Source organism: Pseudomonas sp. HT11, assembly GCF_044875395.1.
Classification (GTDB): domain Bacteria; phylum Pseudomonadota; class Gammaproteobacteria; order Pseudomonadales; family Pseudomonadaceae; genus Aquipseudomonas.
In genome coordinates, this window is the sequence record NZ_CP173217.1 from 3,373,120 (window position 1) to 3,387,668 (window position 14,549).

A 14,549-nucleotide genomic window follows, 5' to 3' on the forward strand; every position below is an offset into this window, starting at 1 on the left:
CTAAACAAATTGGCCGCCATTATGAAGATTTTCGCCGGGAAGTCTCAGGGTTTTCCGAATTGGCTGCCGATCGGTGCCTCTTTGCATCGCTGCGTCAGCTGCTTGCAGCCCTCAGCTGACGTAGCGATGCATCAGGCTATAACGCTCGCGGACTCAGGCGCTGCGCAAGGCTCGTTCGGTTAACGATGAGTTCGTCTCGCACATCGGGCCCTCTATAAACCATGGACGTCTCATGGTGTATGTAATCACCCGAACGATCCGCGCTCAGCCAATTGAACGACCCGACACACAGCAATTCTTCATCGGCCATGACAATCTTGCTATGCACCTTGTTGACCACACGAACCTGCACATCACGGGATTTCAAAGCAGCTATGGCCTCCTTGAATTCTGCTACTTTGCCTGTATCACCATCGGGCTTACCACGCTTGATATCAGTATTGAAGCGCAAGTCGGTATAGACCGTTACTTCGACACCACGCTTCACCGTCCCGCCCATGACGTCCAAAGCACCGCTTTCATGCATCCTGTGTAACTTAACCCACGGCGTCACTATCTGAACCTGGTGGCGGGCCATCTCCAAGGTACGCAACAGGAACCGATCATGTTCGGCAAACTCATGCAAATGGCTCAATCCGGTGCGCGTAGTGAGCAAATCGACCCTAGGCTGGAAATCAAACTTCAGCTCATTCGCCGCGTCACTGAGCAGGTAGAGGGCCAAGCGTCCGCGCGGTTTGCTGGCGGACACCTGGGTGAACAAGTCCATATCACCGAACACCAGGAAGCTATCTTTAGCCCGCGAAACAGCAACGTTCAGCATGCTGTCCCTTCGGTCTATAAAAGGACCATCGGCATGTTTGGAGTAAACCGCCGAAAAAATCACCACTGGCCGTTCTGCCCCCTGAAAGGAGTGAACAGTGCCGATGGTGACTTCACCGTCGCCTTTGCCGGTACGGATACCCAACGCTGAGCACGCCTCGATGATCGACTGAGTCTGTGCGCCGAAGGGGGTTATCACACCCAGAATCTCCCACAGTTCCTTCTTGTAGCGTTGTGTGAGTTCCTGTTCATTAGCCTTAATCCACGCGGCAATCGTCTGCGCTTCGAGCAGGTTGTGACGGCTACCGCCCTGTTTCTGCTGGCACCTGCCATCAATGTGCAGATAGCCGAGCCCAGGCAAGCCACCGTGCGGTTTTGCACCCCGGCGCGGTTCTAACTTGCCTTTGTAGCAAAGGGCATTGCAGTAATCGATGATCGAGTCATAGCAACGACGGTGTTCATACAAGTACATACCCCGGGCGAGGTCGCGATCGTAATGGTAACGGCTGGTCGACTGCGCAATTGACATGACACTGCCGTTGGCGGCACTGCGTCCGCTGTCGCAGAAGGCAGCGTAGTCATCATCCACCTTGTCCCGAGACAACAGGCCCGCGCTGATCAGGTTGCCGATGTCGACAGCAGCGGGAATCGACCAAATAGGTTCAATTTGCTGAGTATCACCAATGACCAACCCCTGCTTTGCCAATGCGAATGATGGCGCTGCGACCTCAGGCAAGACCTGACCAGCCTCGTCGACGATCAGCAAATCGACAAAATTCAATGCGTAATCATCAACAAAACCGTTGCCATCGTGGCGCTTGCAGTGCAGTTCTGCTGGTAGCCTGAAAAACGTAGCCACGACGCACGGTGTCAGCTTCATCCAGCGCCGCCAGTTCCTCTCCAAGGTCTTGCGACCCTTTTTGCCACGGCTTTTAAGAATGTCTGGCAATTCGTCAGCGACTTCCATCAACCAACGTCCTTCCCAGTAATGCGTAGTGAGCAAGAAGATCTCGAAACGCAAAGAGGTATCCGCCCAACTGTCGCAATCATCAAATGTCACCTGTGCGGCCGCTTTGCCAGCAGCCTTCGGTAATACCGCGATGACCGTCTGCCAATTCGACACCTCACGTTGCACGCTCTGCATCAACTCGCGGACCTGCGCCAGTTGCGTTTCAAGTGGTTTCAACGCCTGGGCGGCCAGAGCAACAACGGCGGTCAACTGACGTTCGATCGAGCTGACATCGGCGGCTGCCTGCAGCGCGGTATCAGCTTCATCAACTCGCAACTTCGCCAGTCGAAGACGTTTAGCCGCGACTGGACCGAACCAGCTAAACAGCGAGTAGATCAATGGTTCATGAGCCAGGTAATGCTTGAAATCCTTGAGGCGGGCTTGCGCTTTGGCAAGCTGTTCGGCGTGGTTCGTGAGTTGGGCTTCAAGACGTGCGATCCCCGCCTGTGGATCATTCCCCAGCAGCCGTTGAACAGCGTTGCGGACAGCCACCAATGTTGCCCACCCTTTCTCAATCTCGGCGAGCTGGTGCTGACGCGTTCGTATCTCTGCCTGAAGTTTACTCACTGTATTCTTGACGGTAGGAACCGGCTCACCTGCAAATGCGATGGCGGCTTTGCCAAGATAAGCTTGCTGCGCTTTATCAAGATAGGCCTGTGACTCAAGTTCCTGGAAAAAGCTTTTGGTTTGATAGGTGCGGGCCATTTCCGCTTCTGCCGAGGACTTGGGGAAGTACGCCCCGAAGCTCTTGATGTCGGGTAGCCAGCGTCCCGCAAAGGGGCCGGTGCCCTCTGAGAAATCTTTACCGAACGCCTTGATGATGTTGGTGACAGCCTGGTTGTTCGTAGAACTGGCGACAATCACTGGCGGCTCATCACCGTCTACCGCAGCCTTGGCCCAGAGCGAGGCAACAACGGACAAGAGCAATGTGGTTTTACCGGTTCCAGGAGGCCCGTTAACGGCCAACACATCACCGCTCTCGCCGCAAAGCAGGTGCGCCAGGCTATCGCGTTGGGCGGGTGCTAACGCGTATTCGTCACCGGCATGCCCTAGCCGCCTGGCGAACAGGCTATTGGTGGGTAAACAGGGTTCGTCTGGTGTGGGTTCACGTTGAGCGAAACGATCAAACAAGGGCGCCGTGGGTTTTGCCTCTCGCAGATGATCATAGAGCGCGACGATATTGCGGCTAAAACCTTCTGCCTTTTGTTCCTTGAAAATAAAACAATAATTGACCGGATCAAAACCATCATCGACCCCATTCCAACCGTCGGAAACCGTGTGGAACATCTTCTTGCAGAACCGTAGATAGCTGATCCACTTTTCTTGATATTGATCGGCACTAAGCTCGCTACCGGCCGCAGGCAGATCCAGCTGTGGCGCTTGTTCTGCTGACAGAAACGTGTCCAGGTCGAACTGAGCACCGATGGTGAAATTATCGCGATCCAATGGATCAAGGATGTCGCGAGGCACCAGCGCCTGTGCAGTCGGATAAATATGCCCATCGCGGGTCACTGATACGCGGCACAGAACTGGAGTGATCCACGCGGGTAAACCATTGCGCGCCTGACGGTGTTCCAGGCGCGACTTGTACACAAAGGGGCGCAGGGTGACTTCAACGTGCAGCTGTTGGGCAGGCTCGCCCGCAAACAACAAGCTGAGCTGCTCATCAGGTACACAGCCCTTGGCTAACGCGTCAATGGGCAAAGCAGTATAGGTTTTGACTTGGCTCGGCGATAAGGCGCCATTGCCGTTTTCGGCATCGGCCAGTGAATTACGCCAATAATTTGCGAGCTTGGAAGAATAGTCGTTCATCGTCCTGATTCATGAAGGCCGTCACTCACTGTGACGGTCGGTGGATGGGTAATGGGCGCCGAGAGTAGCGTTTCGACACGCGGATGACTAATCACCACAGGTGTTGAGATAAGAAAGTCCAAGGTGCCTGGGCATCGAGGATAAGGATTATGCCATCCACCTCATCATCAGTGCTCATCCTTGGCCAAGCGGTCCATACCACGCCGTTGCGACGGCGCTGACCCAACTGAAATCCGGCGTTAAAGGCTAACCACTTACGCCGCTTTCGAGTCTTGCGTCTTTGTCGACAACGCGCAGTCCTAGGCCAGCGCCTTGGGCAAATCCGGTATTGGCGCTGATTCGAAGCTATGCTGGACCCCGACCCACATTACGCTGGCGCGGCAATAAAGAGTTTTGCGACGCGGTAATCGAGGTCAGCGTTGGCCTCCTTGAATATCTGGCCGGATTGGATCTGACGCCTTACTTGAACGGAAAAGCCCATGTCCATCACTGACAACCTCCTCGCCTTCACCTTCGCCGCCACTGTGCTGACGCTCACGCCGGGGCTCGACACCGCTTTGGTGCTGCGCACCGCCACGGTAGAAGGCAAGCGCCAGGCGCTGCACGCTGCCTTCGGCATCAACGCGGGCTGCCTGGTGTGGGGCGCGGCCGTGGCTTTTGGGCTGGGCGCGTTGATTGCAGTGTCGGAGGTGGCGTTCAACCTGCTCAAGTACTGCGGCGCCGCTTACCTGGCCTGGTTGGGCGTGAACATGCTGCTGCGCCCGCGCCGTTCACTGTCGTCGGCCAACGCTGACGCCAGGCCCGGCGGCAACTGGTTTCTCAAGGGCATGTTGGGCAATGTGCTGAACCCCAAGGTGGGGATTTTCTACGTGTCGTTCCTGCCGCAGTTCATTCCCCAAGGCCATTCGTTGATTGCCTGGACGTTCGGCCTGGTAAGCATTCACGTGGCGTTGGGGCTGGCATGGTCGTTGGCGTTGATTGGCGCCACCCGGTCCCTGTCTGGCTTCCTGCGCCGAGAACAGGTCATCCAGTGGATGGACCGCACCACTGGCTTGATCTTTGTTGTATTTGCCGCGCGCCTGGCGTTCAGCAAGCGCTGAGTGCCGGCTGTTTAGCCAACAACACCCACGCCACCACCGCCGACATCGCCACCGCCACGGCGCCGGCCAGGTACACCGACCCTACCCCGGCGGCGCCGGCCAAAGCGCCGGCCAACGGGCTGCTGATCCCTAACGCAATATCGAGGAAGGCTACATAGGCACCCATGGCCAGCCCGCGCGTTTGCGGGGGCGCACGCTTGATCGCCTCGACACCAAACCCCGGGAACGCCAACGAGTAACCGAAGCCGGTCAGTGCTGCACCCAGGTACGCCATCAGCGGTGAGCCTGCGCCCCAGATCAACAACTGCCCCGCCGCTTCGATCAGCACACAGACCAACGCGACGACTGCGCCACCGAGCTTGTCCGGCAGGTGCCCGAAGAAGATTCGCGCGCCAATAAATGCCAGGCCAAACGCGGTGAAGGCGAACGACGCGTTGTCCCAGTTCTTGGACGCAAACAGCAGCGCAATAAACGCTGTGATCAGCCCAAAACCGATGCTGGAAAACGCCAGCCCCAGGCCCGGCAACCACACTGTGCCCAGCACTTTGTAAAACGAGGTGCGCCGCTGGCTGGTGGGCGCAACGCCCTTGGCCCCCGCAACGATGGCAAAGGCGCACAGCGGCAACAGCAGGGTCGCGATACTGATTCCACTGAACCCCCACTGGCTATTGATCGCCACGCCCAACGGTGCCCCGAGCGCAAATGCGGCATAGATCGCAATGCCGATCCAGGCCATGACCTTGCCGGCGTTTTGCGGCCCGACCAGGCCCATGCCCCAGCCCATCGAGCCGGTGATGATCAGGCTTTCACCCAAGGCCAGCACCACGCGCCCGGCGAGCAGCACCCAGACTGACAGCGCTGGTGTGTCGACAAACGCCAGCGACGCCAAGTACAGCACGCCGGAACTGGCCGCCACCAGCATGCCAATCAACATCGCGCGCTTGGGCCCACGCATATCGGCAAAATTGCCGGCCCAGGCCCGTGACAGCAACGCCGCGGCGAACTGCGCACCGACCACCATACCGACCACCAAGGTGCTCATGCCCAGCGTGTGGTTCAGGTGCAGCGGTAGTACCGGCAACTGCAGGCCGATGATCAGGAAACCGACGAACACCGCCAGGGTGATCGGCAGCAGTTTCAGCACGACATTTTGATTCATGAAAACCGCCTGTCAGAGGGTGAAGTAATCGCTTTGATCGAGGTCTGTCAGCAAGTCCGGGCCGCTGGGCACCCAGCCCAGCAGGTCGCGGGTGCGCGCGCTGGAAACGGCCATGTCAGCCCCGGCATCATCGCGAACCAGCCGAAATGCTCACGCGGCCGAGCTTCCACCGGCACACCGAGGCGACGCCCGATCACTTCAGCGATAGCTTTAAATGGCACGGCCTCGTCCGCCACCGCGTGGTACACGGCTTGGCTGACGCCCTCCTCCAGCGCCAAGCGGTAGACCCGCGCCGCGTCGGTGCGGTATACGCCAGACCAGCAATTCTCGCCGTCGCCAATATAGGCCGACACGCCCGTCTGCCGCGCCAGCCGAATCAAAATCGGCAGAAAACCATGGTCGCCCACCCCATGCACCGACGGCGCCAGCCGCACGGTTGCCGCCTGTATGCCCCGCTCAGCCAACAGCCGCGCGGCGGGTTCGGATTGGCGCGGGGCGCCGGCGTTCGGCAAGTCACTCTCCAGCGCGCCGCGCGCCAGGCCCGACAAGCCTGAGGTCACGATCAGCGGCGTGTCCGAACCTTTGAGCACACTTTCCAGCGCCTCGATCACGCGACGGTCCTGCGCGCAGTTTTCGATGAACCGTGTGAAGTCATGGTTGAACGCGGTATGGATGACCGCGTCCGCGCCCCACGCCGCACGGCGCAAAACATCCAGGTCATCCAGGGAGCCGCGCAGCACTTTCGCGCCGGTGGCCGCCAGTGCCTGGGCCTTGTCATCGCTGCGGGCCAAACCGGTGACCAGGTAGCCGGCGCCGATCAGGTCCTTGACCACTTCGGAGCCCACCCAGCCGGTGGCTCCCGTGACAAATACATGCATGAGGTGACTCCTGTTAGCGCAAGCGGATCGAGAGTTCGATGTCATCGGCAAAGGGCACGGACAGATAGCCGTTCGCAGGCTCGCGTACGTGCGCCAGGTAATGCGGGCAATAGTCGGTATTGTCGGCTATCACCAGCGCGCCGGGCCGCAGGTGTTTTTCCACCAGGTTCAGCACGTCGTCATACAGGCTCTTGGCGCCATCGAGCAGCAGCAGGTCGACCGCTTCCGGCAGGTCTGTGGCCAACGTCACCAAGGCATCGCCTTCGCGGATTTCAATCAGGTCACTCACCCCGCCCTGAATGAAATGCTCGCGTGCCAGGGCGATCTTCGAGGGCTCGAACTCGCTGCCAATCAACACGCCGCCACCGTTGTCGCGCAACGCGGCGGCCAGGAACAAGGTGGACAGGCCAAACGACGTCCCAAACTCCACGATAGCCTGCGCCTTGGTGCTGCGCGCCAACAGGTACAGCAAGGTGCCGGTGTCGCGGGAGACCGGCAGCCACAGGTCTTTGAGCATCGTGTAGAGCGCGAGGTAGTCGGTTTTGCTGTGCATCAGACGGTCGCGTTCTTCACGCGAAACGCTGTTGATCAGTGGGCTGGTGGCCGCGTTGGCTTGTGCGTAGAGGCGTTCGATCAGGGGCGCCATTGGCGCGGTGGTCAGGGTCGACATGATTGATTTCCGTGAGGCTGGGACTAAGATGCGACTAATTCGTCGCATTAAAAGTATGCGAGTGATTCGTCGCATTCGCTATTCGCGTTAGCCCCGCTGCTGGAGCCCCAGATGACAACCCGCCAGACCGCCCGTATTTCCTCACGCAAACAGCCACAACAGGCGCGTTCCACCGAGTTGGTGGCGGCGATCCTGGAAGCGGCTATTCAGGTTTTGGCCAAGGAAGGCGCCACGCGTTTCACCACCGCGCGGGTGGCAGAAAAGGCCGGTGTGAGTGTCGGTTCGGTGTACCAGTACTTCCCCAACAAGGCGGCCATCCTGTTCCGACTGCAGAGCGATGAGTGGCAGCAGACCACGCAGATGCTGCGCGACATTCTGGATAAAACCGACGTTGCGCCGCTTGAGCGCCTGCGCACCCTGGTGCATGCGTTTATCCATTCCGAATGCGAAGAAGCGCAGATGCGCGTCGCCCTGAGCGACGCCGCGCCGCTGTACCGCGACGCGCCCGAAGCCGTGGAAGTGCGCGCGGCAGGTCAGCGCGCCTTCGAGACGTTCATGCTTGAGCTGCTGCCCGACGTGCCTAGTGAAAGCCGCGCGCTGGCCTGCGATTTGATCCTGACCACGCTCAGTTCGGTGGGTAAGGATTTTTCCGGCAGCCCACGTACGGCGGCAGAAATATCTGTTTACGCCGATGGAATGGCTGATATGTTTCGCGCCTATGTAAACGCACTCAATCAGCTGTAAAGCACTCATCTCCAGCAAAGGAATGCCCATGAACTTCTTCAAGAAGTTGTTCGGTACTGCCAAAAAAACCGACGCCGAAGCGGCCCTGCCCGCGCCGACTGAACCTGTCGAGCCGGTTGAAACTGCAGCAGATGCAGCCAATATCGCAGCGCGCCTTGCCAGCGGTGAATGCCTGGACCGTCACTGGCAGACCGTGGGGAGCGTGGAACAGGACGTGCTGACGTACATGATCAGCCCAAGCTTTACCGGCGGTCCTCATTGGCCCTCCACCCGCCAGGCGTACCGTGTGGTGCGCCGTGATAAATCCATCGTCCTCGCCACCGAAGGCCTGTCCGATCCCTTCGACGATGCAGAAGGCCTGGGCAATGGGTTTGAGATGGAATTGTTCCTGGAAACGCCGGATATTCCCGACGACGCCCGTGGCGAGCCGGGTGATGTCGACCCTTTGCGCCGCAGTTGGGCGTTCGAACTGCTCGAACACGTCGCCAAGACCGTGGCCAACGCGGGCGGCATTACCCACCAGTTGGACACTCACGGCGTACTGTCTTTGGAACTGCCTGGGTTCAGCCTGTCACATCAAATGAGCGATCAAGTGCCCAAGCTGTTCGTCACCGAAGACGACGCCACCGGCGTGCTGCTCGGTGGGCCGCAACCCGACTTCCCTACCCGCCTTGAAGACATGCCGCTGTCGCCGGTGCGACTGGTGCCGGTGGTGTTGATTACCGCGTCGGAGCTTGAGTATGTGCGTACAGGTGGGCGTGCGGCTCGAGAGGACCTGGTGGCGCGCTTGAACGCCGCTGGCGTAGGGCATACCAGCGCCTTGTATCGCGAAAGCGTGGTATGAGGGGGGCGTTGCGCCGCCGCGCCGATTGTTTAACGAAGCCATAACTGAAGGTACACAAACGGCGATTTAACGCACCTGCGCGTGGTGGGAGCATCGGCAACCATGATTTCGCTATTGCGTGTGTTCTCTCGCCACCTGCAACCTTGCTTCCCGAAGGCGCAGGCGCGTCCCTGCGAAAACCCGCTGTTCAATATCATCCTGGCCTTCTGGGCGCTGTGGCATTGCCGTCATGCGCGTCCGCCCGATGCACGCCTCTGATCAAGTTGAAACGCCTAACCGGCATTCATTTTTCAGAAGGATCATTCCATGACCGCAGCCATGCGCCCTGTCATCGGTGCTGCCCAGCGCAGCGCTTCGTACTACACCGCCAGCCTCAACGACGCTACCCAGTACCCGACCCTGCAAGGCCAGGTCAGCGTTGACGTGGTGATTATCGGCGGCGGCTTCACCGGCGTTGCCAGTGCCGTCGAGCTGGCTGAACGCGGGCTCAAGGTCGCGATTGTCGAAACCAATCGGATCGGCTGGGGCGCCAGTGGGCGCAATGGCGGGCAAGTCACCGGCAGCCTGTCGGGCGACGAGGCCATGCGCGAGCAAATGCGCAGCCGCCTGGGCACGCAGGTCGACGACTTCATCTGGCACCTGCGCTGGCGTGGCCACGAGATCATCGAGCAACGCGTGAACAGGTACGCAATCGACTGCGACCTCAAGCACGGCCACTTGCATGCGGCGATGAAGCCCTCGCACCTGAGCGAACTGCGTGCTTTCCACGATGAAGCACAACGGCGCGGCATGGGCGATCAGGTCAGTCTGCTCGATCAGGCCGCCATGCGTCAGCATCTGGACAGCCCGCTGTACCTCGGTGCGCTAAAAAACACGCGCAACCTGCACGTGCATCCACTGAACCTGTGCCTGGGCGAAGCCCGCGCGGCGCACAGCCTGGGCACGTTGATTTTTGAGAATTCCGAAGTGCTGGAAATCGTGCATGGCGACCGGCCTGCCGTGATCACTGCCCTTGGCCGCATCGACGCGCGCCAGGTGCTGCTGGCCGGCGACGTGTACCACAGGCTCGAACCCAAACAGCTCAAGGGCAAAATCTTCCCGGCCATGGGCGGCATTGTCACAACCGCGCCGCTGGGCACGCTGGCGCAGCAGATCAACCCACAGGACCTGGCGGTGTACGACTGCCGGTTCGTGCTCGACTACTACCGCCTGACGGGCGATGGTCGTTTGCTGTTCGGTGGCGGCGCGAACTATTCCGGGCGCGACTCACGCGACATCGCTGCGGAGTTGCGCCCATGCATCGAGCGTACGTTTCCCGCATTGAGGGGGGTAGACATCGAGTTCCAGTGGAGTTGTGCGATGGGCATTGTGATCAATCGCATCCCGCAGCTGGGCAAGCTCTCAGAGAATGTCTGGTACTGCCAGGGTTACTCGGGGCATGGCATCGCCACCAGCCACATCATGGGCGAGATCATGGCCGAAGCGCTGACCGGCACGCTGGCAAAGTACGACACCTTTGCCGGCTGCACACACATCAAGGTGCCGCTGGGCGATGTGTTCGGCAACCCGATGCTGGCGGTGGGCATGTGGTACTACCAGATGCTCGAGAAGCTGCGCTGACCCACTCAGGGTTGAGCGGGCTGCTTGCGGTACAGGCCCGTGAAGTAATCCGGGCTGTCCGGCGCCGAGTTATGTTCGATCACCGCGAAGTTTTTCACCCGTTGGATGTGGTACGGACCAACGCGCTGCGACGCCAGCGGCTCGCGCACGATGATCAGGTTTTCGGTTTCCATCGGCACCGTATAGTGCGCCGTCGCGGTCTCTTTTGCGCTCGCGGCGTTCTTGAGGGTGAGGGTGATGTCTGCCAGTAGCGCGCATCCAGAGCATCCTTGCTGAAATTGGGGGCCGCAGTGTAAGGGCAAACAGCGCCGGGTTCGAACAAATCCCTGTTGGCATGCCTGCAATCGCTGATATGTTCGCTCCAGATCAGCAAAAGGATGGGCCATGGAACCGTTAGCGACAAACGCAGCATTGGTAATCATCGACATGCAACAGGGCATGCACCATCCCAAGCTTGGGCGCCGCAACAACCCAGAGGCCGAGTTGCACATGCAGCAGCTTCTGGGCGCCTGGCGGCAGTCGCAACGTCCGGTCGTGCATGTCCGGCATATGTCGCGCACCCCCGGCTCGGTCTTTTGGCCAGGCCAGCCAGGCTGTGAATTCCAGGAAGCGCTGGCCCCGCTCGCGCATGAGCAGGTGCTGGAGAAAAACGTGCCGGATGCGTTCGCGGTCACCGGCCTGGAGCGCTGGCTGCAGATGCGCGCGATCAGGCAGTTGGTGATCGTCGGCGTGATCACCAACAATTCCGTCGAGTCTACGGCGCGGTCCGCCGGCAACCTGGGTTTTGACGTGATCGTGGCTTCAGACGCTTGCTATACATTCGATCAAACCGACTTGTCGGGGCGGCTCTGGCCTGCCGAGGATGTGCATGCGCTGTCGCTGAGTAACTTGGCGATGGACTACGCCAGGGTCATGCAAACACTCGATATTCTTGCCGCTGCTTAAGCGGCAAAAATGCCCGCGTTCACCAGCATTTCAACCAGTCCCTGGGGCCATACCGTGTCCTTGGTCGATCGCAACGCCTGAGCGGACCACCAGTGATGGTCGGCCATCACCTGCGTCTCTTGCGGCGTCCACTCTGCCCTGGACACCGCCTCGCTCGCGACGTGAACGATAAAGTAGTGCTCAATCGCTAATACCGTTTCACCGCTGGGCAGCATCAACTCAAAGCTGCGTTGTGCCACAGGCGCTTGAACAGCGCTGACCACAATGCCCGTCTCCTCGCGCAGTTCACGGATGGCTGCCGCGTGGAAGGTTTCGCCCGCCTCGACGCCGCCGCCGGGCGTGGCCCAGTAATCCCGGCCGGCCAGGGCGCCGTCTTTATGCACAAACCTGAACAGCAGGACTTCGCCCGCCGGGTTTATCACCAACAATCGTGATGCCTTGCGCTCGCGCATTCGCTTTATTCCTTGTTTGAAACCGGGTGCTGATGGGCTTGCAGATAGCCCCGTAACAGCAGCGTGGTCTGCTGCTCAAGTCCGGCTTCGAACGCGGGCGATGCGTTGCCTTCGAGCAGGGTCCGTACCGGGCCGACGATAGCGCTCAGGGAAATCCCGGCGGTCAGGATCGGGTCTTCGAAATGCGCATCCGGCGCCGTCTCCAGCATGGCGGCGATCACCGCAACCATGCGCTTATTGATGCGCGCGACCAATTCGGCACCGCCCCGCTCGCCCGCAATGGCATACAACGCCTTGGAAATACCCTGGTCGCGCAACTTGGCGGTGACCAGCGCGCTGACCAGGCCGCACGCCATTTCCGCCACCGGCCTGCCCTGGTGCCGGCCGCACGCCAACTCGACCGCCTCGGCCACCCACTCGAGGTGTTTTTGCAGTACGGCGGCAAGCAGCGCGTCGCGGTTGGGGTAGTACTGGTAGAGGCTGCCCACCGACATGCCGGCGCGCTCAGCCACTCGGGTGGTGGTGCAGCGGATCAGGCCCTGCTGGGTCAAAACCTGAAGTGTTGCGGTGTGCAGTGCCTCGACGGTGGCGACTGAGCGCGCCTGAACCGCTGATTTTCTTGGCTTTAAGGTGACTTTGACGGCGCTCATGGAATGCGAATTCCAAAATCTGAAGGATCCTTCATATTAGAGCCTTACTCAGATGAAGCAAGGGTGACGGCTATGACGGGCTTGGCAAACAGCGGCACATTCACATTGGGCGACCGCCAGGTGAACCGCATCGGTTACGGCGCAATGCAATTGGCAGGCCCGGGCGTATTCGGCCCGCCCAAGGACCGAGCGGCCGCGCTGGCTGTACTGCGCGAGGCCGTCGAAGCCGGCGTGAACCACATCGACACCAGCGACTTCTACGGGCCGCATATCACCAATCAGCTGATTCGCGAGGCGCTGCACCCTTACCGCGATGACCTCACCCTCGTCACCAAGATCGGCGCCCGCCGTGACAGCGAAGGTGGCTGGCACGCCGCGCCTTCCAGGGAAGCGCTGATACAGGCCGTGCATGACAACCTGCGCAACCTGGGCCTGGATGTACTGGACGTGGTCAATTTCCGCGCGTCCCACAACCTGATGGGCCCCGGCGAAGGCTCGAACGAAGCGCCACTGACCGCGCTGGCAGAACTGCAACAGCAAGGCCTGGTGCGCCATATCGGCATCAGCAACGTGACGCCGACGCAGGTGGCCGAGGCGCGCAACATCGTTAAGTTCGTGTGCGTGCAGAACCTGTACAACATCGCGCACCAGCACGATAACGCCCTGATCGACGAGCTGGCACAGCAAGGCATTGCCTACGTGCCGTTCTTCCCACTGGGTGGTTTTACGCCGGTGCAGTCATCGACACTGACGCGTGTGGCAGAGCGGCTGGGCGTGACGCCCAAGCAGCTGGCGCTGGCGTGGCTGCTACGCCGCTCACCGAACATTCTGCTGATTCCCGGCACCTCGTCGGTGGCGCACTTGCATGAAAACCTGGCGGTGGGCGAACTGGCATTGACCGATGAGACTGTCGCTGAGCTGAATGCCATCGCGCACTGAACCACGCGCTATGTGGGCACCCCGTCATCGAGCCGGCGTGCCCTTTCACCAAGTCGTTCGACCAGCCTGACCAAATAGCCGTCCGGGTCCTGCACAAGAAACTCACGCTGCCCGACCTCGACCTCACCGGCCCTGTACCAAACATCCTTGCAGGGCTTGAACACGGGATACGCCGCAGCATCCAGCCGCTCAATCACCGGACCTACCGCCGCGACATCAATCTGCAGATTCATACCGCGCCCCAACGGCAGGTCCAATGCCGCCGTTTGCCATTGATTGGCGCGCGGGTCGATTTGCTCGAGCATCACCTGCGCGCCGTTGAGGTCCAGGTAGGCAAACCCTTCGTCCAAGCGTTGGTAAGCCACGTTAAAGCCTACCCATGACACCCAGAATTCGAGGCTGGCATTCAGGTCAGTGACCATCAATTCCGGGACCAGCTTATTTCTTTGCATCATCATCCTGCGTCCAGTGTGGAGGTCAGCAACTGCGCGAGCTTCTTGCGCAGGTCACCGTGCTGCTCTTCAGCGTAAGGCGGTGCCGTTTTCCAGTCGTAGAACCATACGGGCATCGCGCGCTTGTCGTCCGGCTCCGTGGCGTAGCGAGGGAAAATATGGCTGTGCAACTGCGGTTCCGAGTTTCCCAGAATCTCGTAATTAATGCGCAACGCATCGGTGGCGGCCAACAGGGCATCGCCGATGCGCGCCATGTCGAGCAGGTAGGTAGCGCGCGCGTTGGCGTCCAGGTCATTGAGGCTGGCGACCACGGGATCGGGCAGCAGCAGGCAGTAACCTGGCAAAAACTGTACGTCGCCCATGACCGCCCAACCCGAGGCCATGCGGCAGATAACCTTGTCGTTGGCACCCTTGCGGGCCCGTTCTACGCGGTGTGAAATCAGCGACATGCATTGT

16 protein-coding genes are annotated in these 14,549 nt (G+C 60.1%); 7 read left to right on the top strand and 9 right to left on the bottom strand.

Features of this window, described 5'->3' with window-relative positions; all coding sequences use genetic code 11:
- Nucleotides 1-136: 136 nt before the first annotated feature.
- Nucleotides 137-3,640 (bottom strand): AAA domain-containing protein, encoded by a 3,504-nt coding sequence (locus tag ABWL43_RS15570; RefSeq protein WP_404483031.1) that lies wholly within the window; start codon nt 3,638-3,640, stop codon nt 137-139.
- A gap of 479 nt (nt 3,641-4,119) precedes the next feature.
- On the opposite strand from ABWL43_RS15570, the gene ABWL43_RS15575 reads away from it, so the two are divergent.
- Nucleotides 4,120-4,740 carry a LysE family translocator gene (locus ABWL43_RS15575; protein ID WP_404483032.1) on the top strand — a complete coding sequence of 207 codons (621 nt, stop codon included), beginning with the start codon at nt 4,120-4,122 and terminating at the stop codon, nt 4,738-4,740.
- Here ABWL43_RS15575 and ABWL43_RS15580 read toward each other — a convergent pair.
- Genes ABWL43_RS15580 through ABWL43_RS15590 form a run of 3 tightly spaced genes read right to left on the bottom strand, consistent with a single transcriptional unit; the run spans nt 4,727 to nt 7,447 of the window.
- Complete coding sequence (locus ABWL43_RS15580; RefSeq protein ID WP_404483033.1) at nt 4,727-5,899, bottom strand: arabinose transporter; 1,173 nt, start codon at nt 5,897-5,899, stop codon at nt 4,727-4,729. The two genes, ABWL43_RS15575 and ABWL43_RS15580, sit on opposite strands and share 14 nt — an antisense overlap.
- A gap of 47 nt (nt 5,900-5,946) precedes the next feature.
- The gene (locus ABWL43_RS15585) at nt 5,947-6,777 is read right to left on the bottom strand and encodes an SDR family oxidoreductase (protein WP_404483035.1); all 831 of its coding nucleotides are present in this window, start codon (nt 6,775-6,777) and stop codon (nt 5,947-5,949) included.
- A gap of 13 nt (nt 6,778-6,790) precedes the next feature.
- Entirely contained in the window at nt 6,791-7,447 is a 657-nt protein-coding gene (locus ABWL43_RS15590; RefSeq protein WP_404483036.1) for an O-methyltransferase, read from the bottom strand.
- Between the two features lie 111 nt (nt 7,448-7,558).
- Here ABWL43_RS15590 and ABWL43_RS15595 point away from each other — a divergent pair, with 111 nt between their 5' ends.
- The 4 genes from ABWL43_RS15595 to ABWL43_RS15610 all read left to right on the top strand — a co-directional run bounded on the left by ABWL43_RS15595 (nt 7,559) and on the right by ABWL43_RS15610 (nt 10,655).
- Nucleotides 7,559-8,191 carry a TetR family transcriptional regulator gene (locus ABWL43_RS15595; protein ID WP_404483037.1) on the top strand — a complete coding sequence of 211 codons (633 nt, stop codon included), beginning with the start codon at nt 7,559-7,561 and terminating at the stop codon, nt 8,189-8,191.
- A gap of 28 nt (nt 8,192-8,219) precedes the next feature.
- Nucleotides 8,220-9,035, top strand: coding sequence for a suppressor of fused domain protein (locus ABWL43_RS15600; RefSeq protein WP_404483038.1), 816 nt, complete (start codon nt 8,220-8,222; stop codon nt 9,033-9,035).
- A gap of 102 nt (nt 9,036-9,137) precedes the next feature.
- Complete coding sequence (locus ABWL43_RS15605; RefSeq protein WP_178119684.1) at nt 9,138-9,293, top strand: hypothetical protein; 156 nt, start codon at nt 9,138-9,140, stop codon at nt 9,291-9,293.
- Between the two features lie 48 nt (nt 9,294-9,341).
- Nucleotides 9,342-10,655 carry an NAD(P)/FAD-dependent oxidoreductase gene (locus ABWL43_RS15610; protein WP_404483039.1) on the top strand — a complete coding sequence of 438 codons (1,314 nt, stop codon included), beginning with the start codon at nt 9,342-9,344 and terminating at the stop codon, nt 10,653-10,655.
- Nucleotides 10,656-10,660: 5 nt separating this feature from the next.
- Here the strand turns inward: ABWL43_RS15610 and ABWL43_RS15615 are convergent, their stop codons facing one another.
- Entirely contained in the window at nt 10,661-10,828 is a 168-nt protein-coding gene (locus tag ABWL43_RS15615; protein WP_404483040.1) for a hypothetical protein, read from the bottom strand.
- Between the two features lie 211 nt (nt 10,829-11,039).
- Here ABWL43_RS15615 and ABWL43_RS15620 point away from each other — a divergent pair, with 211 nt between their 5' ends.
- Complete coding sequence (locus ABWL43_RS15620; protein WP_242198190.1) at nt 11,040-11,600, top strand: cysteine hydrolase family protein; 561 nt, start codon at nt 11,040-11,042, stop codon at nt 11,598-11,600.
- On the opposite strand, the gene ABWL43_RS15625 is transcribed toward ABWL43_RS15620, so the two are convergent.
- Together ABWL43_RS15625 and ABWL43_RS15630 are read right to left on the bottom strand one after the other, a co-directional pair.
- Nucleotides 11,597-12,052 carry an NUDIX hydrolase gene (locus tag ABWL43_RS15625; RefSeq protein ID WP_404483041.1) on the bottom strand — a complete coding sequence of 152 codons (456 nt, stop codon included), beginning with the start codon at nt 12,050-12,052 and terminating at the stop codon, nt 11,597-11,599. The genes ABWL43_RS15620 and ABWL43_RS15625 overlap by 4 nt on opposite strands.
- Before the next feature lie 5 nt (nt 12,053-12,057).
- On the bottom strand, nt 12,058-12,702 hold the full coding sequence (locus tag ABWL43_RS15630; protein WP_145161110.1) for a TetR/AcrR family transcriptional regulator: 645 nt from the start codon (nt 12,700-12,702) through the stop codon (nt 12,058-12,060).
- A 72-nt stretch (nt 12,703-12,774) separates the two neighbouring features.
- Between ABWL43_RS15630 and ABWL43_RS15635 the strand changes: the two genes are divergently transcribed.
- On the top strand, nt 12,775-13,641 hold the full coding sequence (locus ABWL43_RS15635; RefSeq protein WP_404483042.1) for an aldo/keto reductase family oxidoreductase: 867 nt from the start codon (nt 12,775-12,777) through the stop codon (nt 13,639-13,641).
- 8 nt (nt 13,642-13,649) lie between these two features.
- Here the strand turns inward: ABWL43_RS15635 and ABWL43_RS15640 are convergent, their stop codons facing one another.
- Together ABWL43_RS15640 and ABWL43_RS15645 are read right to left on the bottom strand one after the other, a co-directional pair.
- The gene (locus ABWL43_RS15640; protein WP_262211053.1) at nt 13,650-14,096 is read right to left on the bottom strand and encodes a VOC family protein; all 447 of its coding nucleotides are present in this window, start codon (nt 14,094-14,096) and stop codon (nt 13,650-13,652) included.
- Nucleotides 14,096-14,542, bottom strand: a complete 447-nt coding sequence (locus ABWL43_RS15645) for an HIT family protein (protein ID WP_404483043.1) — start codon at nt 14,540-14,542, stop codon at nt 14,096-14,098. Before ABWL43_RS15645 ends, ABWL43_RS15640 begins: the two co-directional genes overlap by 1 nt.
- Nucleotides 14,543-14,549 lie beyond the last annotated feature (7 nt).